At 44.5% G+C, this 25,008-nt stretch carries 28 protein-coding genes; 9 read left to right on the top strand and 19 right to left on the bottom strand.

Features of this window, described 5'->3' with window-relative positions:
• Positions 1-37: 37 nt before the first annotated feature.
• Together VKA52_RS18875 and VKA52_RS18870 are read right to left on the bottom strand one after the other, a co-directional pair.
• Positions 38-433, bottom strand: coding sequence for a nuclear transport factor 2 family protein (locus VKA52_RS18875; RefSeq protein WP_326316834.1), 396 nt, complete (start codon positions 431-433; stop codon positions 38-40).
• A gap of 165 nt (positions 434-598) precedes the next feature.
• On the bottom strand, positions 599-1,594 hold the full coding sequence (locus VKA52_RS18870; RefSeq protein ID WP_326316833.1) for an NADPH:quinone oxidoreductase family protein: 996 nt from the start codon (positions 1,592-1,594) through the stop codon (positions 599-601).
• A 168-nt stretch (positions 1,595-1,762) separates the two neighbouring features.
• On the opposite strand from VKA52_RS18870, the gene VKA52_RS18865 reads away from it, so the two are divergent.
• On the top strand, positions 1,763-2,356 hold the full coding sequence (locus VKA52_RS18865; protein WP_326316832.1) for a TetR/AcrR family transcriptional regulator: 594 nt from the start codon (positions 1,763-1,765) through the stop codon (positions 2,354-2,356).
• Positions 2,357-2,456: 100 nt separating this feature from the next.
• Here VKA52_RS18865 and VKA52_RS18860 read toward each other — a convergent pair whose 3' ends face one another.
• Complete coding sequence (locus tag VKA52_RS18860) at positions 2,457-2,879, bottom strand: MerR family transcriptional regulator (RefSeq protein WP_160912447.1); 423 nt, start codon at positions 2,877-2,879, stop codon at positions 2,457-2,459.
• Positions 2,880-3,104: 225 nt separating this feature from the next.
• Between VKA52_RS18860 and VKA52_RS18855 the strand changes: the two genes are divergently transcribed.
• Both VKA52_RS18855 and VKA52_RS18850 read left to right on the top strand, forming a co-directional pair.
• Positions 3,105-3,503: a cupin domain-containing protein gene (locus VKA52_RS18855; protein ID WP_160912445.1), complete on the top strand. Its 399-nt coding sequence runs from the start codon at positions 3,105-3,107 to the stop codon at positions 3,501-3,503.
• A 142-nt stretch (positions 3,504-3,645) separates the two neighbouring features.
• Positions 3,646-4,224, top strand: coding sequence for a DapH/DapD/GlmU-related protein (locus VKA52_RS18850; protein WP_160912443.1), 579 nt, complete (start codon positions 3,646-3,648; stop codon positions 4,222-4,224).
• Between the two features lie 214 nt (positions 4,225-4,438).
• Here VKA52_RS18850 and VKA52_RS18845 read toward each other — a convergent pair whose 3' ends face one another.
• From VKA52_RS18845 to VKA52_RS18830, 4 genes are all read right to left on the bottom strand, one after another.
• Positions 4,439-5,302 (bottom strand): aldo/keto reductase, encoded by an 864-nt coding sequence (locus tag VKA52_RS18845; protein ID WP_326316831.1) that lies wholly within the window; start codon positions 5,300-5,302, stop codon positions 4,439-4,441.
• A gap of 342 nt (positions 5,303-5,644) precedes the next feature.
• Positions 5,645-6,529 (bottom strand): NAD(P)-dependent oxidoreductase, encoded by an 885-nt coding sequence (locus VKA52_RS18840; protein WP_326316830.1) that lies wholly within the window; start codon positions 6,527-6,529, stop codon positions 5,645-5,647.
• Between the two features lie 84 nt (positions 6,530-6,613).
• The gene (locus VKA52_RS18835; protein ID WP_326316829.1) at positions 6,614-6,799 is read right to left on the bottom strand and encodes a hypothetical protein; all 186 of its coding nucleotides are present in this window, start codon (positions 6,797-6,799) and stop codon (positions 6,614-6,616) included.
• 255 nt (positions 6,800-7,054) lie between these two features.
• A complete protein-coding gene (locus VKA52_RS18830) occupies positions 7,055-8,143 on the bottom strand; it encodes an NAD(P)-binding protein (RefSeq protein WP_326316828.1) in 1,089 nt (362 codons plus the stop codon).
• Positions 8,144-8,353: 210 nt separating this feature from the next.
• Here VKA52_RS18830 and VKA52_RS18825 point away from each other — a divergent pair, with 210 nt between their 5' ends.
• The 4 genes from VKA52_RS18825 to VKA52_RS18810 all read left to right on the top strand — a co-directional run bounded on the left by VKA52_RS18825 (position 8,354) and on the right by VKA52_RS18810 (position 12,190).
• A complete protein-coding gene (locus VKA52_RS18825) occupies positions 8,354-9,031 on the top strand; it encodes a response regulator transcription factor (protein ID WP_326316827.1) in 678 nt (225 codons plus the stop codon).
• Complete coding sequence (locus tag VKA52_RS18820) at positions 9,028-10,395, top strand: sensor histidine kinase (RefSeq protein ID WP_326316826.1); 1,368 nt, start codon at positions 9,028-9,030, stop codon at positions 10,393-10,395. The genes VKA52_RS18825 and VKA52_RS18820 overlap by 4 nt, the downstream gene beginning before the upstream one ends.
• Positions 10,396-10,482: 87 nt before the next feature.
• Positions 10,483-11,511, top strand: a complete 1,029-nt coding sequence (locus VKA52_RS18815) for an ABC transporter permease (protein ID WP_326316825.1) — start codon at positions 10,483-10,485, stop codon at positions 11,509-11,511.
• Position 11,512: 1 nt separating this feature from the next.
• Positions 11,513-12,190, top strand: coding sequence for an ABC transporter ATP-binding protein (locus VKA52_RS18810; protein WP_326316824.1), 678 nt, complete (start codon positions 11,513-11,515; stop codon positions 12,188-12,190).
• A gap of 76 nt (positions 12,191-12,266) precedes the next feature.
• Here the strand turns inward: VKA52_RS18810 and VKA52_RS18805 are convergent, their stop codons facing one another.
• The 4 genes from VKA52_RS18805 to VKA52_RS18790 all read right to left on the bottom strand — a co-directional run bounded on the left by VKA52_RS18805 (position 12,267) and on the right by VKA52_RS18790 (position 15,995).
• The gene (locus VKA52_RS18805; RefSeq protein WP_326316823.1) at positions 12,267-12,686 is read right to left on the bottom strand and encodes a hypothetical protein; all 420 of its coding nucleotides are present in this window, start codon (positions 12,684-12,686) and stop codon (positions 12,267-12,269) included.
• A 5-nt stretch (positions 12,687-12,691) separates the two neighbouring features.
• Positions 12,692-13,231 (bottom strand): LytTR family DNA-binding domain-containing protein, encoded by a 540-nt coding sequence (locus tag VKA52_RS18800; protein ID WP_160912429.1) that lies wholly within the window; start codon positions 13,229-13,231, stop codon positions 12,692-12,694.
• A 13-nt stretch (positions 13,232-13,244) separates the two neighbouring features.
• A complete protein-coding gene (locus VKA52_RS18795; protein ID WP_326316822.1) occupies positions 13,245-14,687 on the bottom strand; it encodes a nitrilase-related carbon-nitrogen hydrolase in 1,443 nt (480 codons plus the stop codon).
• Between the two features lie 225 nt (positions 14,688-14,912).
• The gene (locus tag VKA52_RS18790; protein ID WP_326316821.1) at positions 14,913-15,995 is read right to left on the bottom strand and encodes a mechanosensitive ion channel family protein; all 1,083 of its coding nucleotides are present in this window, start codon (positions 15,993-15,995) and stop codon (positions 14,913-14,915) included.
• A 330-nt stretch (positions 15,996-16,325) separates the two neighbouring features.
• Between VKA52_RS18790 and VKA52_RS18785 the strand changes: the two genes are divergently transcribed.
• Together VKA52_RS18785 and VKA52_RS18780 are read left to right on the top strand one after the other, a co-directional pair.
• Complete coding sequence (locus tag VKA52_RS18785; protein WP_326316820.1) at positions 16,326-17,429, top strand: diguanylate cyclase; 1,104 nt, start codon at positions 16,326-16,328, stop codon at positions 17,427-17,429.
• A gap of 157 nt (positions 17,430-17,586) precedes the next feature.
• A complete protein-coding gene (locus VKA52_RS18780) occupies positions 17,587-19,371 on the top strand; it encodes a sulfatase-like hydrolase/transferase (RefSeq protein ID WP_326316819.1) in 1,785 nt (594 codons plus the stop codon).
• A 148-nt stretch (positions 19,372-19,519) separates the two neighbouring features.
• On the opposite strand, the gene VKA52_RS18775 is transcribed toward VKA52_RS18780, so the two are convergent.
• From VKA52_RS18775 to VKA52_RS18740, 8 genes are all read right to left on the bottom strand, one after another.
• Positions 19,520-19,963 (bottom strand): GNAT family N-acetyltransferase, encoded by a 444-nt coding sequence (locus tag VKA52_RS18775; RefSeq protein WP_326316818.1) that lies wholly within the window; start codon positions 19,961-19,963, stop codon positions 19,520-19,522.
• A 64-nt stretch (positions 19,964-20,027) separates the two neighbouring features.
• Entirely contained in the window at positions 20,028-20,207 is a 180-nt protein-coding gene (locus VKA52_RS18770; protein WP_326316817.1) for a hypothetical protein, read from the bottom strand.
• Positions 20,208-20,462: 255 nt separating this feature from the next.
• The gene (locus tag VKA52_RS18765) at positions 20,463-20,900 is read right to left on the bottom strand and encodes a cell wall hydrolase (protein WP_326316816.1); all 438 of its coding nucleotides are present in this window, start codon (positions 20,898-20,900) and stop codon (positions 20,463-20,465) included.
• 246 nt (positions 20,901-21,146) lie between these two features.
• Entirely contained in the window at positions 21,147-21,551 is a 405-nt protein-coding gene (locus tag VKA52_RS18760) for a hypothetical protein (protein ID WP_326316815.1), read from the bottom strand.
• Between the two features lie 18 nt (positions 21,552-21,569).
• Positions 21,570-22,403, bottom strand: a complete 834-nt coding sequence (locus VKA52_RS18755; protein WP_326316814.1) for a DUF817 domain-containing protein — start codon at positions 22,401-22,403, stop codon at positions 21,570-21,572.
• A gap of 10 nt (positions 22,404-22,413) precedes the next feature.
• The gene (locus VKA52_RS18750; protein ID WP_160912412.1) at positions 22,414-22,626 is read right to left on the bottom strand and encodes a helix-turn-helix domain-containing protein; all 213 of its coding nucleotides are present in this window, start codon (positions 22,624-22,626) and stop codon (positions 22,414-22,416) included.
• Positions 22,627-22,636: 10 nt separating this feature from the next.
• Positions 22,637-23,119 (bottom strand): DUF2975 domain-containing protein, encoded by a 483-nt coding sequence (locus VKA52_RS18745; protein WP_206946118.1) that lies wholly within the window; start codon positions 23,117-23,119, stop codon positions 22,637-22,639.
• Positions 23,120-23,645: 526 nt separating this feature from the next.
• Positions 23,646-24,812 carry a lactate 2-monooxygenase gene (locus tag VKA52_RS18740; RefSeq protein ID WP_326316813.1) on the bottom strand — a complete coding sequence of 389 codons (1,167 nt, stop codon included), beginning with the start codon at positions 24,810-24,812 and terminating at the stop codon, positions 23,646-23,648.
• Positions 24,813-25,008: the final 196 nt, after the last annotated feature.

The following is a 25,008-nucleotide window of genomic DNA, read 5'->3' as shown; positions in this document are numbered from 1 at the left end:
GTCCTTGAAACACATTCCATTCCAATGAGCTCTGAGACTAGAAAGCACCATTTTCATTCGGTGAGTCCTCCGGCAGCGGCTGCCCGATGTCCCACAACTCCACGATTGTCCCTGCTTCAAAGCGCATGATATGGACTACGGCTACTCCTGTATCTTCCTGCTGTTGTTTAATATGAGAATGAACGACGACCATATCTTTTTCTTCGATCGCACGATGGACTTCAAGCGTCTTACGAGGATTTTTGGCGTCGTCCTCTTCCATTGCGCTCATCAGAGAATCTTTATCACCTTGGAAGTAAGGATTGTGATGGGAAAAATCAGAATTGACATACCTTTCATACGCTTCCCTTACCTCTCCACCTGCCACTTGCACCAAAAATGATACCGCTCGTTCTTTGTTGGAAAATGCCTTACTGTTCTGTTGAGCATTCATAGATACGCACCCTTTCATCAATAGGTCATCGATTAAGTTATGTACCTCTCAATTATTTCAAACGCTTTCAAAATACTCAAGATGTATGAAAAAAGCGCAACCTTTTTAGAGGTTACGCTTTCTGCATGATTTGTTTATGAGCTAAAAGGGGACGGGCACACCCATTTAGGAAAGGAGGTTCACAACCGTTCTTCCTCTTACTTTTCCTTGTAAAATATCAGCCAGGGTATCAGGAAGTTCTTTTAGTGAAACTTCCTTTTCAATTTCTCCTAAATCATCCGGCTTCAAATCCGTAGCCATCCGCGTCCATAGTTTCTCTCTCAATTCTTTCGGACAATAAACAGAATCGATGCCGAGCAGATTCACTCCTCTTAGGATGAATGGGAACACCGTTGTCGGCACTTCCACACCTGCAGTCAAGCCACTCACAGCAACGGCACCGCCATATTTCGTGTTGCTCAGAACAGAGGCCAGTGTTTTACCTCCCACGGGATCGACCACACCAGCCCACTTCTGCTTACCGATCGGGCGGATTTTCTCAGGGGTGACTTCTTCCCGGGAAATGATCTCTTGTGCGCCCAACGTTTTCAGATATTCATGCTCCGATTCTTTTCCTGTACTAGCCGTCACATGGTACCCGCGTTTGGCAAGCATGGAAACAGCCATACTTCCGACACCGCCGGTAGCTCCGGTCACAAGAATCGTTCCGTCTTCCGGCGTTATGCCGCTTTCTTCAAGACGGTGGACAGATAGCGCTGCTGTGAAGCCTGCTGTACCGAAAGCCATCGCTTCTTTCAACGTCATATTCTCCGGCAAAGGGACGACCCAATCGCCAGGGACACGTGCATATTCACTGTATCCACCATAGTGGGAAACGCCTAATTCATAGCTCGTCACGATCACTTCGTCACCTTCCTGATAACGGTCATCCTCGGACGAGACAACGGTCCCGGCAAGGTCGATCCCCGGAACGAAAGGATAGGACTGAACGATTTTGCCATTCGGAATACTTGCCAACCCATCTTTATAGTTGACGCTGGAATAGTGGACGTGAATCGTCACATCCCCTTCCGGCAGATCTTCCAAAGTCAACGATTCCACATTCACTGAAAAATCTTCCTCTGTTTTGTTCACGACAAGTGCATGGAATTCTTTTGTCATTCGAACATTTCCCCTTTCTGCTTCCTCATTTAACTAGATTATAAATCTATCATAGACCATTTTATACTGACCGGTCAATTTATTTTGACCGGTCAGTATAAAAGATTCGAATATCCTCTCCTTTTCTTGTATAATAAACAGAGCATCCAATGGAGGTTATATTAGAAAATGGCAAAAAAAGCAGAACAGAGACGCAAACAGATATTAAAAGCTGCCTTCCAAGCCGCAACCGAAAAAGGCTATGAATCCGTCACCCTGCAGGATATCGCCAATTATGCCGATGTCAGCAAAGGAGTCACGAACTACTACTTTAAAAATAAATCCGATGTTTTCACGCAATTGTTTGAATGGATCACAACCCGCATCTATGAAAAAGAAGCCGCATCCGTTGGTGAACAGGAAACGGCAATTGGGAAACTTGAAGCATACATCGACCGCGTGTTCATCAGTCCAGAAGAAAATAAAAATTTCTATCGTGTCTACCTGGACTTTTTATCCCAAGTGAAAAATAACGATTCGTATAAAGAGATCAATCAAAAATTCTACGAAAACTGCTGGTCCATCGGCCGAGAGATCATCCATCAAGGATTGGAAGAAGAAATCTTTGAAGTCGATGATGTGGAACAAACAGCGATCAGTATCCGCTGTATGATTGACGGAAGTTTGATTCAATGGCTGATGAGAGATGACGATCTACTGCATGACTATTACCGGACGACCTGTTATGAGTCCATTCTGAAAATCCTTCAATACAAAAAATAAAGCGACCGTTAGTCGGTCGCTTTTTATAATATTGCCCGCAAGGTATTATTTTCCTCTATATCTTTTGATTTACCTCTGTTCCGTAACGGACTCCTTTAAACTATTTTAGTTCTTCATCCGTTCCTTTTCTGTCGACAAACGTTTCATACAAATTCGCAGACCGGTTTTCCTCTAGACTGCTTTGATAAAAATCAATTTTTTTATTTAATAGATCCAGGTTTTTCTTGTAGATCTCTATCTGCTTTTTCACTTTATCTCTATGGTTGGTCAGGATATCAATCATTGCCACAGTACCTTCTTCTCCTGATTCCCACAATTTCGTATAGTTCTTCAGGTCTTCCATAGACATGCCTGTTTCTTTCATGTGCAGGATAAACTCTGCCCATAATTTATTATGTTCGGAATAATTACGGACATTGTTCTTGTCACGATCAGGTACAACTAACCCCTCTTTTTCGTAATATCTTAACGTATGTTCACTGACACCGATCAATTTTGAAAGTTCTCCAATACGATACCCCATGGTTTACACATCCTTATTGTCTTTTTCACTTACAGGACAACTTTATAAAAATGTTCCTGCAACCGTTCTTTTTGTTTTCTACCTATACATTACTACTTAGAGTTAACTTTAAGTCAAGGTTACGGCCGAATGTTCCTTTTACATTTTATCCCTTGCCTTAAAGTGTACACGAAGGTCTATACTTTTCCTTGAAAACTTGATTAAAAGAATTGGGAGGTTAAGAACATGGCAAATGAAGAGTTGCGGAACAGCACGATCTTTCCACTGGGACAGAAAGTCGAATCAGATAACTTCATCGGTGACGCTTACTTGCAGATGGTGTTTACAGATGAGAAGCCACTCAATACAGCTATAGGAAATGTAACCTTTGCTCCGAGAGCCCGTAATAGTTGGCACTCGCATACAGTGGGGCAAGTCTTATTGGTTACAGGCGGGCAAGGCTGGTACCAGGAAGAAGGAAAACCGGCCCAGTTCCTCGAAACCGGCGATGTGGTGAATATTCCTGCCCACGTAAAACACTGGCACGGGGCGACAAACGAAAGCTGGTTTGTCCACTTAGCCATGACACCAGGAGAAACCGAGTGGATGGAACCTGTCGATGACGAGTGGTACGACCATTTGTAAAAGCAAATAAAAAACGGAAAAAGTCAATCTTATCATGTAGAGGTTGGCTTTTTTCTCGTCAGCTGTAACCAGTTGCCTTAGAGTCCACTCCAAGGGGTAAAATGGGAGTAATGATCTTATTAATGAAAGAAGGAGGACTCCTATGGACATCAACGGATTTTTAGACCATTTGAATAAAGGCAGGACTGTAGAAGGTGGATCAGAGGTCCATCAAGTCATGCACCAAGTCTCACAGGAAGCATTGAAAGTAACTGCTGAGCTGAACGGGAAGTATCATCCTCCTGAAAAAGTTCGGGAGCTATTTTCCGAGTTGATTGGAAAACCCGTCGACAGCAGTTTCGCCATGTTCCCTCCCTTTTCCAGCGATTGTGGCAAAAACATCGAAGTGGGGAAGAATGTCTTCATCAATTCCGGCTGCCGCTTTCAAGACCAAGGAGGGATTATCATAGGAGATGGAGTGCTTGTGGGACATAATGTCGTATTGGCCACGCTGAATCATGACGTCCATCCTGAGAAGCGCAGCACGCTCCACCCCGCTCCTATTAAAATCGGAAATAATGTCTGGATCGGTGCAAATGTTACCGTGCTCCAGGATGTGACCATTGGTGATGGAGCCATCATCGCTGCAGGCTCCGTCGTTACGAAAGATGTTCCATCGAACGTTATGGTCGGAGGAGTCCCTGCGAAGGAACTGAAAAAAATTGATACTTCTCAGGAGTAAAAAATAGAAATCGGTCTCCTGAAGCGATGGGAAGCTATCTAACGAATTTATGAAAGCGTACAAGTGAAATAGTTTAGAAGACAGGTGCTGATGCGCCTGTCTTTTTTTAAAGAAACTGGCAGGATTATATTCAAATAAAAAGAGACCGATTTCTCGGCCTCTTTTTGCTGTTCCAAAATCGATGTTTTTTAGTGAAACTTTCAGATTTAGACTATTACAACTTCCCACCGAATACAGGCATGACACTCGCCTCACCGTAATCTTTGATGGTTTCGATATTTTTCAGGAAATCCATGTCCTCATCAGAAATGGTGAAATCTACATCTGCATTATTCTTCATATGTTCCGGATTTGCTGTTTTAGGAAGTGGAAGAAGTCCAAGCTGCAAGACATACCGAATGCTTAATTGAGGTACAGAAACTCCGTATTTTTCTGCAAGGTCTACCACTTTTTCATTTTTTAACAATTCTCCGTGAGCGATCGGTGAATAAGCTTCCACGAGAATGTCTTGCTCCTGCGTATATTGAATCAATTCGAACGGTGTATTGCTAATATGAGCGAGGATCTGATTGACCATCGGTTTGACGATACAAGCACTAAGAATGTTTTCAACATCTTCTTTTTGGAAGTTCGATAAACCGATCGCACGTATTTTCCCTGCTTGGTACGCTTCTTCAAGAGCTTTCCATGCTTCACGGTTTCCTTCAAAGTAACGATCTTCACCTCCGAAGTCCTTCCATGGTTGTGGACTGTGAATGATCATCATATCCACATAATCCAGTCCCATCGTCTCCAAGGATTGATCAATGGCTGAAACGGCTTCGTCATATGATTTGACTTCCGCAGCCAGTTTTGTCGTAATGAACAAGTCTTCCCTGTCCACACCACAAGTGCGAATGCCTTCTCCGACACCACTTTCATTCTGATACGCCTGAGCTGTATCAATATGACGATAACCGATTTCCACAGCATCCACCACAGCCTTTGCGACATCCTCATTGTCAATCATCCATGTTCCAAGACCTAATTTAGGAATCTCGATTCCATTTGATAACTTATACGTTTCCTTCAACATCATAAGAACATCTCCTTTTTTTAGTTCGTGTTGACCGGCACGCAACCTCTGTGCCAAAAAATCAAAGACATTCAAGTCAAATGTGATTGATTTACGTGAAGTATATTGCCTAGAGTTAACTCTAGGTCAAGAATAAACCCCTGAAATCATTTATGTTTATGATAAAGAATAAAACGCCCAATTCTTATGATCCCGCTCTTTAACGAGTGAGGTCAGGCTGGATAAATTCAAGGAAATCCTAAATAATCATCCCTGTCGTTTATCTACTTGGAAACCAGGACCTCTTTCAATCGTACCCATATGAAAAGAGTCCTTGGAAGTATAAATCTCCTCAAGGACTCTTTTCTATGAGACTGGCATCATCATTTGATAGTACTTATATAACGCCTGCGTCCCATCATTATCTCCACCTGCTTCACTCAGTTCCTCATACAACTGCTTCGCAAGTTTCAATCCAGGAACAGGAATCTGCATGTTCTCCGCAGAATCAATGGCGATCTTCATATCCTTAATAAAGTGCTTTACATAAAATCCCGGATCAAAATTACCGTCAATCATCCTCGGACCGAGATTGGATAACGACCAGCTTCCAGCAGCACCGAACTCAATGCTGCTCAACACTTTCTTCGGATCGAGACCGGCTTTTTCTGCATATGTAATAGCTTCACAGACACCTAGCATCCCGGATGCAATCGCGATTTGGTTGCTCATTTTCGTATGCTGCCCTGCTCCCGCTTCGCCTTGGAGGACGATATTTTCACCCATCGCTTGAAAGACGGGCAGGACTTCGTCAAAATACTCCTGATTCCCACCGACCATGATCGTGAGCTTCCCGTTTCTTGCGCCAACGTCCCCGCCGGATACAGGAGCATCATACGCATGAATACCAGCCTTTTCAGCTTTTTCAGCAATCTCCTGTGCCAAATCAGGAGAGGACGTAGTCATATCAATCACATACGAACCCGGCTTCGCATTCTCTATGATCCCATCTCCACCGAAATAAACTTCCTCCACATCGGAGGGGTATCCAACAATGGTAATGATGAAATCAGAGTGCTCAGACAGGCGAGCCACACTTTCCTTCCAGTTTGCTCCTTCTGCTACCAGGTCGTCCGCCTTTCCTTTCGTACGTGTAAACACATTCAGATCATATCCAGCCTTCATCAAGTTGCGTGCCATGCTTTTCCCCATCACACCTGCACCGATGAAACCAATGGTTTGTTTAGTCATCTGCCTCTTCCCTTCTTAAAACGAGTTGTCTCAAGTATAGCAACTTCAGCACTCTAAAGAGAAGGGAAATGCCAAACCCTGACACTAGATGGAAGAGTGTTTGTCCTTCTTATGCCGCCACAACATGAAGACGAACTGACTGATGAAAATACCAATAAAAATTCCTATAAACGATGGCCAGTCAACGATAAATTCATTGAGCATATACGTAACCATCACACCTAATAGTCCAGCAATGACCGAATAGAGGAGAAACTTCCACTTTTCCAAAATGATATCCCCCTTTTTAAACGCCCATAGTTGCCCCAGGCACCTTTGGACATCTATTACCTGAATCTTGCATACCCAAACTCTCCCAAATAAAAAAGCCGATTCCCCTTGGTTATATGGAGAACCGCCCTCTTATTTCGTTATCCTCTTCTTACATGAAATAGCCATTTGGAAAGTCGATGATCCTTCCCTGCTTTGTTAAGGAATGGTCAAGTCAGGAAGCCTCCAGGATCAACCTTCGCATAGATCTATCATTCATTTCGATATAAAAGGCTTCAGCAAGTGGCTCAGCCCTTTCAAGACACCCATGTTCGGGCGAGTCACAATCTTCCTTATCAATGGATTATGAAGAGACTTCGTCACTAAATCCAGCTGATGATTGCTCAATCTTTCAATCCCCCTGCGGAGGACAAGGGAATCTTCATAATCGTTGAAGAGCGGTTTACATAATTTTTCATAATCCCCATGACCGCAAATATCCTGCGCTGCGTAAATACCAGTCAGAATGGACCCTGTCTGACCAAAACCCAGGAAAGGAGTAATAGCTCCGAAACAGTTGCCGACAAAGAACGTGTTTCCGATTCTTGGATAGTGGCATTTTCCTACGATATAATCGTTGATCGTAAATTCGTGTTCCATGATTAGTTTCTGCTCGAGCGTCTGGGAGGCTTCCTTCACCATAGCTTCCCAGAACTCCCCTCTTTTATGCAGCCACTCGTCTTTATATTGCGGAAAGACAATAACAAGAGTCGCTTGAGTATTAGAGTGAGGGATCAAGTAGCCCATACCTTGGGGAGCATAATCGTTATTGAACCAGGTATGGACCTCATTCCGGACAAACTCACCTTTGACGATGGCACCCGCAAAAGCTGAAGGGAGAGCGATGTCAAAGGGCTGGATCTGCTGCGTATCCTTTGGATCACCGGTTGCTACGACTACATGGGTATATTCCTTGGAAATATTTTCATAACTCGCATGGCTGTCATAATGGATATGGCTATGCACCAGCTGTTGAGCCAGTTGTTTCTCGTAAGAGTCCTCATACCTGCCTCTCATATTCACAAAACCGATATTTCCTTCAACATAGGAAGATTCGTTCTCAGAATGAACAAAGATCTTCTGTACATTGCTGGCCGGCTTGAAGTGGATATCATAGGTTTCAGAAAAGAATTTCACCGAATCATTGATGGGTCCATGAAGAATAGGCGTCATTAATTCTGCAATATCGTAACCTAAACCTATTTCGTTTCGTTGCTCAAAAATATCAGCCGAATGGCCGTGTTTCTCCAATGCCACGGCACACGAAAGGCCGGCAAGTCCTGCTCCGATGATCGCTATTTTCACAACGCTCCCACCTTTTTTTCCTAGTGTTCCTAAAACCTGCTGATTTATGTATATCCTGTCTTTACAGGGCATGCGCCGATACATTCTTTCTCTATGCCACATAATACAACTATAGAGTCCTCCCTAATCCAAGATATAATAAGGCTGTTGTTAATCTTCTGTTCACTTTTACGATGTAACATAGAAATTGGTGGAGAAAGGATGAATGTGATGACCTCAATTTTAATCATCGATGACGATTCTCACATCGTAAATCTTGTAGGGGTGACTCTAAGGGAAGCTGGCTTCCATACATATAAAGCCGGAAATGGTTTAGAGGGCTTGGAACTGCTGGAAGAATCGGCGATTGATTTAGCTATTGTGGATGTGATGATGCCCAAAATGGATGGGTACACGCTTACCAGAAAAATAAGGGATACGTACGATATTCCGGTCATTTTACTCACAGCGAAAGGTGAACTCTATGATAAAGAGCAGGGCTACACGGCTGGAACGGACGATTATATCGTTAAACCTTTTGAACCAAAGGAATTAATTTTCCGGGTTCAGGCCGTCTTACGGAGATATGATAAACCGAGCAATTATGTCATTCAATTACAGGACGTGAAGATTGATCAACGAAACTATGAAGTACAGATCGGTAAACAGCACTTGCTTATGCCTTTGAAAGAATTTGAATTATTAGCCTTATTAGCCTCCCGCCCGAACCAGGTCTTCAATCGTGACGCCTTGATTGAGAATATATGGGGGCTGGATTTTGAAGGGGATGAGAGAACGTTAAACGTTCACATTAAGAGAATCCGTGAACGTCTCGGCAGACTCACCTCTACGATTCGAATTGTTACGGTCCGTGGTGTCGGATATAAATTAGAGGTGACTTTCTCATGAAGTCCTTGTATTCCAAATTTCTGGTGACCACGTTATTCATCATGTTACTCAGTTCGATTATCGGTTTTTTTATGGCCAATGCCTACTATCAAAATAACCTGAAACCGGAAAACGACTCAAAAAACATGAAAATTGCCAGCAGAATCGCTGAATACGCAGAAACACAGGAGAACCTTGATCAGTATCTCGAGCATACTGCTTCTATAGGATATCAACTTTTCGTAGTCGATCAGCAAGGAGAAAGACGTTCTTTTGGTGGATCTTTTGATGAAAAAAATCTATCATCAGCGACGATCGAGAATGTCCTTAGTGGGCAGGTTTATCATGGGATGAGAGATTTCCCCAAGAAAACTTTTGTGACCGGTTTTTTTGCGAATGAGCTGAAAAATTCTGTAGGTGTGCCATTGACTCACAACAGCACTACGTATGCTCTATTCCTGCGGCCGAACATCAAGCTTTTGTTCAATGAAATACACATTCTCATGGGGTGGATGGGTTTGGCTGTTTTCCTACTCAGTTTAGTCGCTGTACTCATTTGGGCGGCGATGATCATACGCCCTGTTCGGAAGTTATCTCATGCTACGAATAAAGTGGGAGAAGATGGATTTGACGTCCGTCTTGACATCCACAGGAAGGATGAAATTGGACGTCTGGCCCAAAATTTCAAGCATATGATTTCACGGCTGGGAGAGTTAGACAAGTTGAGAAGAACGTTCGTCTCCAACGTATCGCATGATATTCAGACGCCTTTATTGAATATCCAGGGATACAGCCGTTTATTAGAAAGCCACACGCTTTCTGAGGAAGATCGAAAAACGTACTTAAAAGTGATTCAGGAGGAAACAAAGAGGATGTCGACTTTATCCAAGCAGCTGTTAACCTTATCATCACTCGAACCAAACAGGCACCCGTTTTCTAAAAAACCCGTGGATGTCACCGGCCAATTGAGAAATCTCCTTCATAAGTACTTTTGGCTGATCGATGAAAACCAACTGTCATTGACCTACTCTCTTGATGAGGTGTGGGTGAAAGGAAATCCGGAACTCCTTCATGCTGTTTGGGAAAACCTGTTGACCAATGCGGTTAAATATAATAAACCGGGCGGGAATATTGACATCGTGGTGAATAAGTCAGGCGATCAAATCGAAGTCACTTTTACAGATACAGGGATAGGTTTAAGACCCGGAGAGAAAGAACAAATCTTTGACCGCTTTTACCGTGCAGATTCTGCCAGAACCAAACAAGGGACGGGCTTAGGATTATCCATCGTGAAGGAAGTGATCGACCTCCATGGAGGGAGCATTTCAGTAAATAGCCGCTTGGAAGAAGGAACGACATTTAAAATTCTTCTTCCCCATATGTAATGGATCATTAACCTTTTGTTCACTTACCTGATTTAAAGTAATCAGTGAAGAAAACAAAAGGTTTTTTTAGAAAGGGTGGAAGGATTCATGTATATGGCTTGGAAAGAAATGAAAAAGAATAAGGTGAAGTTTTTAATTGTAGGCTCCATCGTTTCCCTCATCAGTCTGTTGACGTTCATCATTTCCGGTTTGGCGGATGGACTATCACAGGACAACGTATCCTTGATAAAAAATATGCCGGAAGGAACGTTTTATATGAGCGGGGATTCTAATGATTCCTACACCCAGTCTCATATAGACGAGCAGAAACTGGAGGACTTTAAAACAGAAGATGAGCATTCCTTCGCTTTTTCACTGCAAATGGGGGCTCTGAAAACACAGTCCGACAATCAACAGAGTGTCGCTTTCCTGACCGCTACAGAAACGCCGCTCCTTAATACTGTGAAAAGTGGAGAAGTCATCCTCGACCGCTCATTAAAAGGCGAAGGCATAAAGATCGGTGACAGACTGTCCAGTCCACAGTCTGAGGAAACGTTTGAAGTCGTCGACTTTGTCGATAACCAGAAGTTCAATCATTCCCCTGTGGCATTGATCCATTCAAAGGATTTTAACCGCATGTTCAGAACAAAAGAATATCAGCTGATCTATAGTGAAGAGATAGCAGAAAACAAGGGAGGATTACAGGCCTTCTCCAAGAGTGAATTCTTGTCGACGATCCCCAGTTATCAAGCGGAGCAAATGACTTTGAATATGATTGTCTGGTTTCTCGTTGTGATCAGCGGGCTGTTATTTTCCATCTTCTTTTATATGATGAATGTCCAAAAAATAGCTATGTATGGCATACTCAAAGCTCTAGGCATTCGTACAGCTGATTTGTTCCAAATGATCTGGAGTCAAATGGCCCTGATCACCATGACTTCACTACTTGTTGCTGCTTTGATAAGTCAGGCTTTTCAAGTTTTCGCTCCTGATACCATGCCCTATCACTTATCAGTCTCAACCACTGTCCAACTATCCATTGTATTTTTCGTGGTGGGATTTTTAGGAGCAACTGTATCAGGATTACAGATTAAACAAATTGAACCTTTACAAGCCATTCAACAAGGGGAGGCCTGACATGAGTCGATTACAATTAGAGCAGGTAAGAAAGTCATTTATAAATGGAGAAACAGAAGAAGAGGTATTGAAAGGCGTGGATGTGACACTCGAAGAAGGAGAAGTCACTGCTTTAATAGGGGCTTCAGGTTCTGGAAAAAGTACACTCTTGACCATCGCTGCCGGTCTGCAACGACTTTCTGAAGGCCGGGTGTTATTTAATAATCAAAATCTAGCCGAATGGAAGGCAGAACAAGTGAGAAAGATTAGAGCTCAGCATTTCGGGTTCGTATTCCAAAGCTCCCACCTTGTCCCTTTCCTAACGGTTGAAGAACAACTTTCGATCATGATGGACATCGCTGACCGTCGTGGCATCAAACAGGAAAAACAAAAACAGATCAAGAAAATCCTGGATGAAGTAGGGATGTCCCACCGACGAACTGCCTACCCCTCTTCCCTTTCCGGTGGAGAAAAACAAAGAGTCGCAGTGGCACGTGCCATCATCCATGAACCTACCATCCTTTTCGCGGATGAACCGACGGCCAGCTTGGATTCAAACCGGTCAAGAGAAACGATGGCGTTGATTCAACAGGTCACTAAAACTCAGAATATGGCGACACTAATCGTGACTCATGATGAAGAAATGTTGGATTACACGGATCGTATTGTGAAAATGAGTGACGGGAAAATCGTTTCTTGAAAGGAAGAAGAGGTCGGAGTGCTTTACTCTGACCTCTTTTCTTACGCTTTATCTTATATCAAGAAGCCCACGGCTATTAAGCGTTCCTGTTTTTCGACTGCTTCCAATGCAAGTATTGATTGTATTTATGGATTCTCTTATTTACATAATGAATAAGCGGGCTGGATAAAAGTAAAATGAGGGCTGCATAAACATAAAAAGCTCCCTCAGAAACAATGGATAATCCTCCGAACATCACGTTGCCAATTAGATATACGAATAAAATCAAAACCGATGAAACCGTATACTTCACACGTAACGTATAACGACTGTTCACTAAGATCTTAAAATGAATGAAGAACGTGATGGAGCAGGAGACTACAGCAATCAACACGCTCATTGCATAACTAAACATCTGTGAAAATAAGGGCTGTCCGGTCACAAGAAGCAAGGATGCGCGGATCATCACACCGACACATACCGATAGAATCAGAGCTTCCAAAAAATATTTACGCAATTTCCTCACCTCATTCCTAAAAACGCTTTAAAAGACTTGACGTAACTCTTGGAAACTTCCACTTCTTTTTTTGACCCTGCAAACGTTAATAAAAGTCTTCGGTTGAACCATGGAATGACTTTCGTCACCGCATTGATTTGCACAATAAAAGACCGGCTCACTCTGACAAACTGGTCGCCGGGCAGGCGGTTTTCCAGTTGAAACAACCGCTCTTTCAGATGATAGGTTTCCTCAGAGGTATGACAGAGAACGACGGCATCCAGTGCTTCAAAATATAAAATATCTTCATGGGGTAGAATGTAATACGCATCATTCAACATCCCTGTCACCTTAGATGTCACAGATTTGCCCACATAATGATGTAGTAAATCCACCAGCCCATCAAGGTTGTCAGGATGAAAAACGATGCAGGGGAGCAATCCCTGGTGCAGCCCCTCTTGTACAAGATACACATCGGCACTGGCGTATAACTCAACCCCGAGCTCCTGAACTTTTGCAGCAACGTCCTCCCGGATCCTATCCTCACAAACTAATCCTATTTTCATGACTACTCCTTTATCAATGGCGTCTTTTTTTAACGATAAACACTAGAAGACCTATAAACACAACGAGAACCATTCCACCAAAATACTTTCCTGCAAACGCATAAAACGTGTGCGTTCCCTGGACAGGCATATGGCCACGCATCACCCAGTGCTCGGTAGTAAAATGATTCATTTTCGCCAATGTCTGCCCTGTATAATCGGTCATCATGGACATACCGTTAACCGTTTGGGTAACGGTATTCGCTCCATTTTCAATGCCGCGGAAATTCCCCACAATCGTATGATAGGGCGATATTTCTTCCCAGTCTGCCGAAGGGATGAATAAATGGTCGATGTCTTTTTCCCCCACCTGATTGACGACGGAAGGGAAGTCTTTATCCCAGCATATGATGCCCGTTAACCGACCATAAGGCGTATCAACAGCCTGGATCTCCTTCCCTTTCGTTACCGTCTGTTCAATAAAATTGCCGCCATATTTATAGTGTTCTAAGGCAATCTCTCCGTTCGGATCGATGACATACAAGACATTTTCATTCTTTTTGGCGTCCTCTGTAATCACATAAGGAACGGTAATGATGTACACCTCATGTTCTTCCGCCATACGCTGCAAACGACTTAAGTAGGAGGAGCGCTGAGATTCATCCATCACGGCGGTTCCTTCTGAATGGTGAATGATTTTCGCACCCGCTTCTGCTTCTTCCGTGGTCCGTTCCATTAAGGTTTCGATTTGCTTTTCTGTTTTCTCGGTAAAATCCTTATTTCGCAAATTAAAGATCTCCAGGACCTCTTCATTGTTACGATCCAACGTATGAATGCCTGAAACGAGAACCGTTTGATGATCCACTGATCCGTTGACTCTCAAACTCCCCCAGACTATGGTAAGTAAAAGAACCATGACTGTTGCCAGGGCGACTCCCTTTCTGTGTACTTTCGGCCGATCAAGCGTCAGCCAATACACGATGGCAGCAACCCACGTAAGGACGAATGTGAGCCCCGTCACCCCGATGATTGAGGCTACTTGCGCCATTGGCAGGAAATGGGCCTGCGAATACCCAAGGACGCCAAACGTACCAAACGGGTTCAAATACACATTCGTATAGTCTAAAAGGGTATAGGAGCTAGGGAAAATCAATGTGACCAGAAAGGATCGGGCCACCCGGTAACACAGTTTCTGCAAAACGAAGGGCAGCGCATATAAAGCCCCCGCCACCGCAGGGATAAAACCGAATAGAGGAATATCCAATTCCGGAAGCATACGGTTAAAACTCAACTGATTCCCCAGAGCCATGATGAGCGTAAGAAGAATCCACGCCCAACGGCCCCTCAAGTCCTTTACGGCAACCATGAAAACGAACGGAAACACCCAGGCAGCTATGGCAATCAGATATTTCCCGTTACTTAACATCATAAGTACTGTCCCTAATAATAATAAACTAAAAATGTACCTTTTCTTCAATTATATTCCCTCCTTTTCACTGATACTCTTATTCTAGGAGCTCAGCGCGGCAGAGGAATCTGTTTATGAATAGAAGGGACAAAAAGCACGGTCAAAGGTACAAATCGTAAAGTGAAAAGGGCAGACTCCTGCACGATTCGTAACTGCTTGGAAAATTCCTTTTATACACCCACGAAAAAAGGCATAAGCCTTCAACGAAGGCTTATGCCTGGACTCAACTAACTCTCAAGAGTCCTCTTCCTGACCTTTCAGTAAAGATAGAGGAGCAGATTTAATGTGCAGATCTCTTTGAGGGAAAGGAATTTCAATCCCGTTTTCATTCAGCTGCTCATAAATGGAGAAGTTCAGCTCACTTTTCATCCGGATCACTTCTTTCGGATCGGATATCCATAGAAACAGTTCAAAGTCCAATGACGAGTCACCGAACCCTTTAAAATTCACGAAAGGCGCTGGTGATTCAAGGACGAAGGCGTGCTCCTGCCTTGCCAATTCGGCAACCACAAGCAGGATCCTTTTCACCTTCTGCACATCACTTCCATAGGCCACCCCGATGGGAATCGTCAAACGAAGCCTCGGATCCGCAAACGAACGATTCACTACTTTTTCCTCTAAAAAATAAGAGTTCGGGATGATGATGTGTTCATTCTCCAGCGTACGGACGACTGTCGCACGCATGCTGATTTTTTCAACATCCCCGATGACATCGTCAATAAGCACCCTGTCTCCAACTTTTATCGGTCGTTCAAAAAGGAGAATCAAACCGGATATAAAGTTTGAGGCGATGTTCTGCATACCGAAACCGATCCCCACACCTAAGACGCCGGCAAAAACGGTAAGAGCACTGAGATCGATACCGACCGTAGTCAAACTGACCAATACAGCGACGACCATAATGACATAATGGACGATCCGCTCCATCGTGAACTGGATGCCCTTATCCAAATGATGACGCTCAAAGAAAAACGGCAGCAGATGTTCATTCAGAACCTTTGACAGCCTGTAGGCAAAAGTGATGATCAGCACGGCTATTATGATTAAAAACAGTGTAATCTCTACCTGACCGATGGTGAATAGCGGATACAGGAGCCAGGCAGAATCAGAGAAATAGAAAATCACGAATAAAAGCAGGCCATTGAACACCACCCAATTAATCAAAGAGAAGGCGGCTCGCTGAATACTTCCCTTATCCCGGAAGACCCGGTTGATCAAGAAGCTCAACCCCAAGCGGCTCAAGAATAAAAACAATAGGAAGCCCAGCACGATCAGTATATCTGACCAGGGCCAGTCATTTACCTGGAAGATTGACATAAGTATTCACTCCATAAAAGTCTATAATCCTGTTATTCCCTCTTAGAGTATATTAAACAAAAGAGAAAAAACTCCTCCCCTTCCACGCATCGGCGATAAAACTACACCAGCCTTATTTGCAAACGATCGTAAAAATTCAAATGATAGACACAGCAATTTTGAGTTTACTATTTTCTTCCTTTATAAGAAAAGTATATAATACTACACAGGCTATACCAACGATTGTCCCTCCCCTACTCTCGTACAGCAATGGTTCATGAGACAAGACGAGTGACCGGAGCGGGAACCGACCTCACGTACGAGGAATTTTTTCATACATAGGTGATACCCATGATTTTAAAAGAACTGATATCCAACGTAGCCCTATTAATTGCCTCCTTATTCGTTTATTCACAGTCCACACATGCCATTCCTTTGAGCCGTTCTTCTACGATGAAGACGAAAATCGTCTCAGGTATTCTTGCAGGTATTTTAGCGAATGTCCTTATGCAGTACAGCATGCACTTTGATACGACCATTGTGGATCTCAGGCACATCCCTGTCATTTTGGTGGCGTACTATGGCGGGCCCGTTCCTGCTCTTGCCTCCATGTTTCTCGTCATTATCGGCCGGTTCTTTATCGGCTTCAATACATCATCGATGCTTGCGCTGTTGCTCATCGTTTCGATTACACTTTTCACGTTGACTATAACTAAACTGAACATGTCCAAACGGAAGAAGATTTTCCTGACACTTACTTCATCAAACGTGATCTTCACCTTTATGATTGTTTACCTCTTAGAAAATCCAGGGACCTTGTCCTTCCTGATTCCGTCTTTTTGGATCATTTCGTACATGGCTGGTTTTATCTCTTTCTATGTGATCGAATTCGTCCGTAGAAGTCAGAACATGTTGAATAAATATAAAGCAGAAGCAGCGACAGACGGTTTGACTGGATTGAACAATGTGCGCAAGTTCGATGAATCTTTCAACAAGATCGCCGCGCAAGCCGTACATAATGAAGAAAAATTGTCGCTATTGTATATCGATATTGACCATTTCAAAAAGGTCAACGACACCTATGGCCATAAAGAAGGGGATCAGGTGTTAATCGAACTAAGCCGGATTCTGAAAAATACCGTACGCTCCTTCGATATTGTGAGTCGAAATGGTGGAGAAGAATTCACCGTCATTCTATTGGATTGTCCGACAGATCGTGCCATGGAAATCAGTGAAAGAATCAGAGAAAGAGTGGAAAGTCACCCCTTCCTGTTAACCACCGGACAGATGATTCACATTACCGTTTCCATCGGGCTCGCCTGCTACAATGAGACGACGATACAGCCGAAACTATTAATCAAAGAAGCGGATCACGCCCTTTATGACGCCAAGCAAACGGGCAGAAATAAAGTGTGCATCACCTCAGGACGGGAATGGGTGAGTCATCGAGCGTAACTATTTAAACAGTTGCGCTCTTTTTTGTCTTGTAAACCAGTGAAGAGGCGGGGGAATCTTCATACAGGACTCCATGGTTTGCGATCCACCAAATAAAATCCGGGCAGCCACATATATTTAGAACCATACACGCTCCTGCAATGAAAGGGTGGTAGATGTGGAAAGAAAAAAGCGTCCGAACATTCTTTTCTTGATGGTCGACCAGGAAAGGTATCCATCTGTGTACGAAACAAAGGAATTGAAAGAGTGGCGGAAAGAAAATTTAGTGACGCAGAACTTATTACGCAAAAATGGGATGGAGTTTTTGAGCCATTACGCCGGGAGTACGGCCTGTTCTCCCAGCCGGGCCACGCTCTACACCGGCCAGTACCCTTCCCTTCACGGTGTTACGCAGACCACCGGGGTAGCAAAAGGTCCGTTCGATCCGGATGTTTTCTGGCTCGACCCAAACACGGTACCGACCATCGGTGATTATTTCCGCGCCTCTGGTTATCAGACGTATTGGAAAGGAAAATGGCACGCCTCCGATGAGGACATCTTAGTACCCGGCACTAAAAGTGCCTTTCCAAGCTATGACCCGAACACAGGAGTGCCAAATGAGCAAAAGGAGAAAATTTACGGGGATGCAGACCGGTTGGACCGCTTTGGATTTTCCGGCTGGATCGGACCTGAACCCCACGGAACGAATCCACGTAATTCCGGCTCTTCGGCAGCTCTCGGAACCAGCGGACGGGATGAGGTTTATGCTACTGAAACCATCGAGCTGATCCGGGATCTCGAGAAACAGTCCAGTGAAAAAGATTCGCCCTGGTTCATCATGTGTTCCTTCGTCAATCCGCATGATATCGCACTGTATGGGGTTCTGACTGCTCTTTCACCAGCATTCCAATTCAATATCGACCCAACACTACCTCCAATCCCGCAGCCTCCTACTCATCAAGAGTCACTTTCAACGAAACCGGACGCTCAGGAGAGTTACCGGGTGACGTATCCCCAAGCCTTACAGCCGATCATCGATCAGCCCTTTTACCGGAAGCTCTACTACAGTCTGCAAAAGAAGGCGGATGAAGACATGCACAGAGTCTTCCGGGCTCTTCAGAAATCTTCCTTTTATGAAGATACCATTGTCATTTCCACATCGGACCATGGAGAGTTGCTTGGAGCCCACGGCGGCCTTCATCAAAAATGGTATAACATGTACGAAGAATCCATTCACGTCCCGCTTATTATCCATAGCCCGAAACTCTTTGCTCAAGAAGAGCAGACCAGCATGTTAACAAGCCATGTCGATCTCCTTCCTACGATGCTCGGCCTTGCAGGGATGGATGCAGGTCAACTCCGGGAGAAATTGAGCCGCTCCCACACCGAAGCCCAACCCCTGGTTGGAAGAGATTTGACTCCTCTAATCAAAGGAAAGTCACATTTTTTCAGAGCCAACGAACCCCTCTATTTTATGAGTGATGACGATATTACCAAAGGGTTAAATCAAACGACTGCAGCCGGGGTTCCTTACGAGTCCGTTGTGCAGCCCAATCATATTGAAGCCGTCATTACAAAGGTGAAGACCGGGCAGAATCACGAGGAAGAAACGTGGAAGTTCGCCCGCTATTACGACAACCCCCAATTCTGGAGTGACCCTGGGTGTAGTGATATATTGAAGAAGAATGGCAAAGCCATGGAGGTAGACGATAATATCCAATGCTCCTGTTGTGTGACCACAACGAAAACAGAACCTGTTCCGTCTCAATACGAACTCTATAACCTAACGACAGACCCGCTGGAGGAGAAGAATTATGCCGCCCCTCAGTACGCAACGCCAGAGTCAAGGATTGTTGAAGGATTACTATTGAATACGTTGGAGCAGCAATGCACCCAGAAAAGACTGGAGCCTTCAAGTGGTGAAGTGCCTGGCATGCCTACATGCAATTGCCAGGAAGATTAGCGAGATCATAAAAAGGATGAACGCTCCTAACATTCATCCTTTTTATCCCTGCAAGAAAAATGCGCCATGGTGTGTCTTGTTATATTCTCCCCATTAAAAAAAAGCAAACCCATGGCCAGTAGGTTTGCCCGCTTCAAGAAACAAAGTCTTATAAGACCATTCTCATCTCAATATCACGATCTTTCTGCTCAACTTTCTTAAACCCTACTTTTTCATAAACACGAATGGCTGCTTTGTTTTGTTCACCCACCTCTAACCGTACCTCATTCATGTCTTGGTCATAGTGATAAATGCCAAAGGCTATGCCCTGCTTCACGTAGGTTGCCCCTAACCCTTTTCCAATCCAATCAGGTCTCAAGGCTAACCCGATTTCCATGATGTTTCTGTTTACATTGAACTCAAACAATCCTACAACTTCCTCATCGACGAAGGCGGCATATCCCTCACATCCACCAGGCCCTTTTAACTGACCTGTTTGCTGAAATGACTCAAAATAAGGCTTCATTTCCACTTTTTCTACGAAGTTTTCATAATTCCATGAATCGATTTGTTTCACATCTTCCATCTTAATCGGCCTGAACTTGAATTCCATTGAACCGCTCCTTACCTACCATTTCCATGGTTACGCTCTCGATTTAATAAGGTCCTGCGCTGCTCTAATATCTTCTCCCTTGTCTTTTTGATAGGAACAGAAGGACAAGACTATATCCAAGACTGCCTCCAACAACAGTCAATATCAACTGTTCACTATCAAAACCGGAGTGGGTGAACATGTCGGTCAAGACTAAACCAAGAAGCACGCCAATGAACAGCAGAACTGCTTTCTTCCAATTCATGCTTTCAACACCTCCTCTTTGCTCTTCAGTGTTCCTTAAGACCAACCAAAATGGGGTCTTCCGGAAACGTTCAAATCTAGTGATCGTTCACTCTGAAAATGGATTCGATGCCTATGTATTGGCGGATTTTGTTTCTTTTATTTCCCCTTCCCATTATTTCAGACCCCTTCCTAGTACTCAAGGAGCATTTTAAAAGCGCAATCCTATGCAGGACTGCGCTTCATCTAGTCTCCATCCCTTGCCATCACTGGTTTCTTAAATGTATACACTGGCACATGTTCCAGCTACAGGTTCATAATAGCAGTGATTTTTATATCTGCCTGTAAACTGCTGTCCATACCATGTAGGAGGACACGTGGCATTTGGATTGAAATACCATAGGGCATATTTTGCCGGGTGCATTCTCCAATAATCCAGATTCTTCTTGGCTAACCTTTTTTCAGTGGATCGAGCCCGGTTATAAAAAAGATTTCCTTTCTGGACCGCTTCGAAAGAATAATTCCCTCCCTGGACTTGAAAGATGACATCCCGGATGTTTCTTACATCCGTAAAGTCCAGGCAGTCCGCGGCCGCCCGGTTTACAATGACATTGCCGACGTACAACATCCCCTGTTTTCCTTCACCCACGGCTTCCGCCCGCATCATCCGGGCCATCAGAGCAACATCTGAATCTGTATATTTCACTCTCACCATTTTTACTCACCCCAACATATTCTATGAAAAAAAGCTGGGTTCATGTCATGATTCATCAATGGATGAGCTCTGGACTGCCTCGCTGGTTAAAGAAGCCAAGTTTTAGTCAGGAAGCGAAAAAGGCCCCTACTTATAAAAACCGGAGAACCTTTTATTACTACCATTTAAGGTGTGGGAATCACTCCACCAGCTGCCTGAGCATCGTTGATATTAAGGTGTTCAAGTTCCAACGTGTGGCAGGGTGGTTCACATCTGTGATATTCCATCCAAAAAGAGAGCAAAAATCAAGCTGACCAAAGTAAATCCGGCTAGCGGAATGGCGAATGCGGCATTATTCTTCATCTCTAATCCTGATAAAATCACACCAAAACCACAGAGAACGACCCATACCGGAAGGAAAAGCATGTCTGCCACTCTTACGGGCAGCCAACCATAGAAGCCTTTTAACCATAAAACCCAATGGGTAAGCAGTAAACTGCCAATCACCAAAGAACTCTTAAACGGCAAAGGTCCTCTTCCTTGTTTTTTCACGATATGTAAGGGCCCAAGCACCATCAGGAATCCCACCACTATAAAAAATCCAAGTAGTATTACAGATATCCCCATCTCATCACACTTCCTCTCTTCCCAGAAATGAAACGCCTCTGTCATGCCCATGCCTTCTATGGCTCACAAATATAACTTTCCATAACGCTTCCGAACCCTTGGACGTCTCTCCTCACCACTGAAGCTGCGACTTTCTGCAGGGTGTTTCTTGACCCGTTTCAAAGTCGCTACAATAAGAAAACTTACAATAACTAATAACAGCCAAGAACTCACTTTCCCCAGATGAACGAGACTCCAGGCATCCGCCTGGTTCGGGTATTCCCATGCACTGAAATAAGTGGCGATATTTTCTGCGACCCATATAAAAAAGCCGATCAGCACAAAAGAAAGCGCAAGGGGCATCCGGTAACGCGTATCATTCACCTCGTAGCGGACCCATGCTTTCCAAAAAACAAGAAGGACAAGGCCTGACAGCCACCATCTGATATCGATCCAATAATGGTGGGTGAAAAAATTCAAATAGATCGCTGAAGCCAGCGGAACGACAAGCCACGCTGAAGGCCAGCGTACCAACTCAACCTTGAGCCTTCTCCACGCCTGACAAAGATAACTCGCCACACTTGCATACATGAAGCCGCTATATAATGGGACCCCGAAAACTTTCGAGTAGCCTTCTTCCGGGTAAGACCAGGAACCCATATGAACTTTGAACAGTTCGAGAGCAAGCCCAATCACGTGAAACAACGTAATCACTTTCAGTTCATCCCTTGTTTCAAGTCCGGAGCGTACCATCCACCATTGCATGAGAAGACAGATGATGAGCAGCCAGTCATACCTCGGCAGTAAAGGCATCGGAAGCCATTGTGTAATCGCCAAAGAAGCAAAGATAACGACAGGAAACAAGCAAGACAACGCTTGCTCCCAACCAAAGTGTAAGAGTTGTTTCACCGCTCTCATCTGACCCCTCCTAATCTTCGTCTTCCTGATATTCCAGAATGTCCCCCGGCTGACAGTCAAGCGCCTGACAGATCGCTTCCAAGGTTGAAAAACGCACCGCCTTCGCCTTGCCATTTTTCAAAATAGAGAGATTCGCCATCGTGATTCCGACCTTCTCCGAGAGCTCGGTCACGCTCATTTTCCTTTTTGCAAGCATCACATCAATATTGATAATAATCGCCATATGGATCACCTCAGACCGTAAGATCATTTTCAGATTTAATAGTAATGGCTTCTTTCAGAAGTCTTTGCAGGACAGCAGCAAAGACGGCGATGACGGCAGAAGCTAGGATGATGACCATCGCAATGACAATCAGACCAGGAGCGTCATCGAGTTCAGCGACCGTATAGATCACCGGCATGAGCACAACGTATAGAACGCTGATGGTGACAGCACAAAATTTGATGACCCTTAGTGCTTTGACCGATAAGTCTGAGAACGCCTTGTTGCTGTCAATATAATTCAGAAGCTTAAACGCTTGATACAGCGCAAAGTAAAAAGGGATGGCTGTCAAATACATATAAATGAAGACCACCGGTTCAATGATTGGAAAATCAGACAGCAGCACGCCCGCATATTCCGCAAATTCAGGAACAAAAAAGATACACAACGCAAGAACAGGCAGACCAATCAAAAAGACCGCCAGCTTCAAAAAGAGTGTAGATCCACGTTTCATAAAAAGCACCTCATCTCCTAATATCTTTTCTTATCATACAATTATATTTATTGTTTATCAATAAATATATATCTTTTATAGATATTTTATTATCGATTTGAAGGCACATAACCTTTGACTGTTTCCATAAAAAAACGCAGACCTCCTGTAACTCAGAGATCTGCGCTATTTATTTGTGAATACTGGGAGGGGCACCTCTTTGGAGCGGTTCACCTACCTTTGGGCCGGTTCGACACCTCTTTGGCGCGAATCACCACCTCTTTGGCGCGACTCACCTTCCCTTTGGCGCGACTCGCCTTCCCTTTGGCGCGACTCACCACCTCTTTGGCGCGACTCGCCTTCCCTTTGGCGCGACTCACCCTCCCTTTGGCGCGAATCACCTTCCCTTTGGCGCGACTCACCCTCCCTTTGGCGCGAATCACCCTCCCTTTGGTGCGACTCGCCACCCCTTTGGCGCGAATCACCACCCCTTTGGCGCGACTCGCCACCCCTTTGGCGCGATTCACCACCTGTCAGGATGCGCCGGTCATCTGTCCTCAAGAAGGATGGATCGATTCAATTCAGTCACCGACGAACAGCCGCTTAAAGCCATAGTGATATCCGTGTCTGCCAGTAAATTTCTCAACACCTCATGCACCCCTTGTTCACCGGCTACAGCAAGGCCATACATGCAAGGCCGTCCTACCAGGACAGCTTCTGCTCCGAGAGATAATGCTTTGATCACCTCAGCTCCCCGGCGGATTCCACCATCCATAAGCACAGGGAGCTCTTTTCCTACCGCTTCAACAATAGGCGGAAGAGCGTCCAACGAGCTCACAGCTCCATCCACCTGCCTTCCACCATGATTGGATACGATGATTCCATCCACGCCGTATTCCAATGCTTGCTTAGCATCATCCGGATGAAGAACGCCCTTCAGCAGGATGGGTAAATCGGTATGCTCTCTTAGGAAAAGCAGGTGCTCCCAAGTCAATCCCGGGTTTCCGAATGTTTTCGTCCAATGCATCACGGCCTGTGTGGGGTCCTCTTCAGGAGGTGATGCGAGTCGAGACCGAAAGACAGGGTCGGTAAAGTAGTTTCCGACACCCTCGCCAATCAAAAAGGGCAGGTACACATTTTTCAAGTCTTTTTCCCGCCAGGCCATCATGGGCGTGTCCAAGGTGACGACAATCGCATCATATCCTGCTGTTTCTGCCCGTCGCACAAAACTTGCTGTCACTTCTGGATCCTTATTCCAATACAATTGAAACCATTTAGGAGCGTCCCCCATCACTCCGGCTATTTCCTCCATCGTTTTTGTAGAGGCAGAACTTGCGATGTAAGGAATATTCAATGCTGCAGACGCCTTGGCTGAAGCTAATTCTCCCCCTTCATGAATAATCGACTGCACACCAATCGGCGCCTGCAGGAGGGGAGTCTCGTACTTTTTCCCGAATAATTCAATGCTTAAGTCACGATCCTCTACATTTTTAAGCATCCGAGGGACGATTTTCCACCGGGTAAAGCTGTGGTGATTATCTTTCATCGTCTCTTCACCACCTGCGCCTCCCGCTACATAATAGAAAGGGCCATCCTCCAGAACTTCTCTCGCTTTCGCTTCCCAATCTTCATAGGATACGGGAAGCCTGTCAGGATCAGGCTGAGTCATAGTCCGATAAACTTCAAATTGAACTTGATTTCCGTAATTGGACATTCTTTATCCTCCTTAGCGATCTCGTTTCAACTTGTGAATTTCCCTATTATTCCCTTTTATCCTAACATAAATTGTAAACGCTTTATAAAAGATGTTACACTCCCTTTTCATCCACTTCGTCGTACTTCATTCCTTTCCCTATAATAAGTTCATTTCTCTTGTAAACGCTGACATTGGTTTACAGTTCTGCTGATAA

This window comes from Halobacillus sp. HZG1 (assembly GCF_035818575.1).
Lineage (GTDB): Bacteria > Bacillota > Bacilli > Bacillales > Halobacillaceae > Halobacillus > Halobacillus litoralis.
Note: the sequence above shows the minus strand (reverse complement) of the source record. Positions and strands in the feature narration are given on the sequence as shown.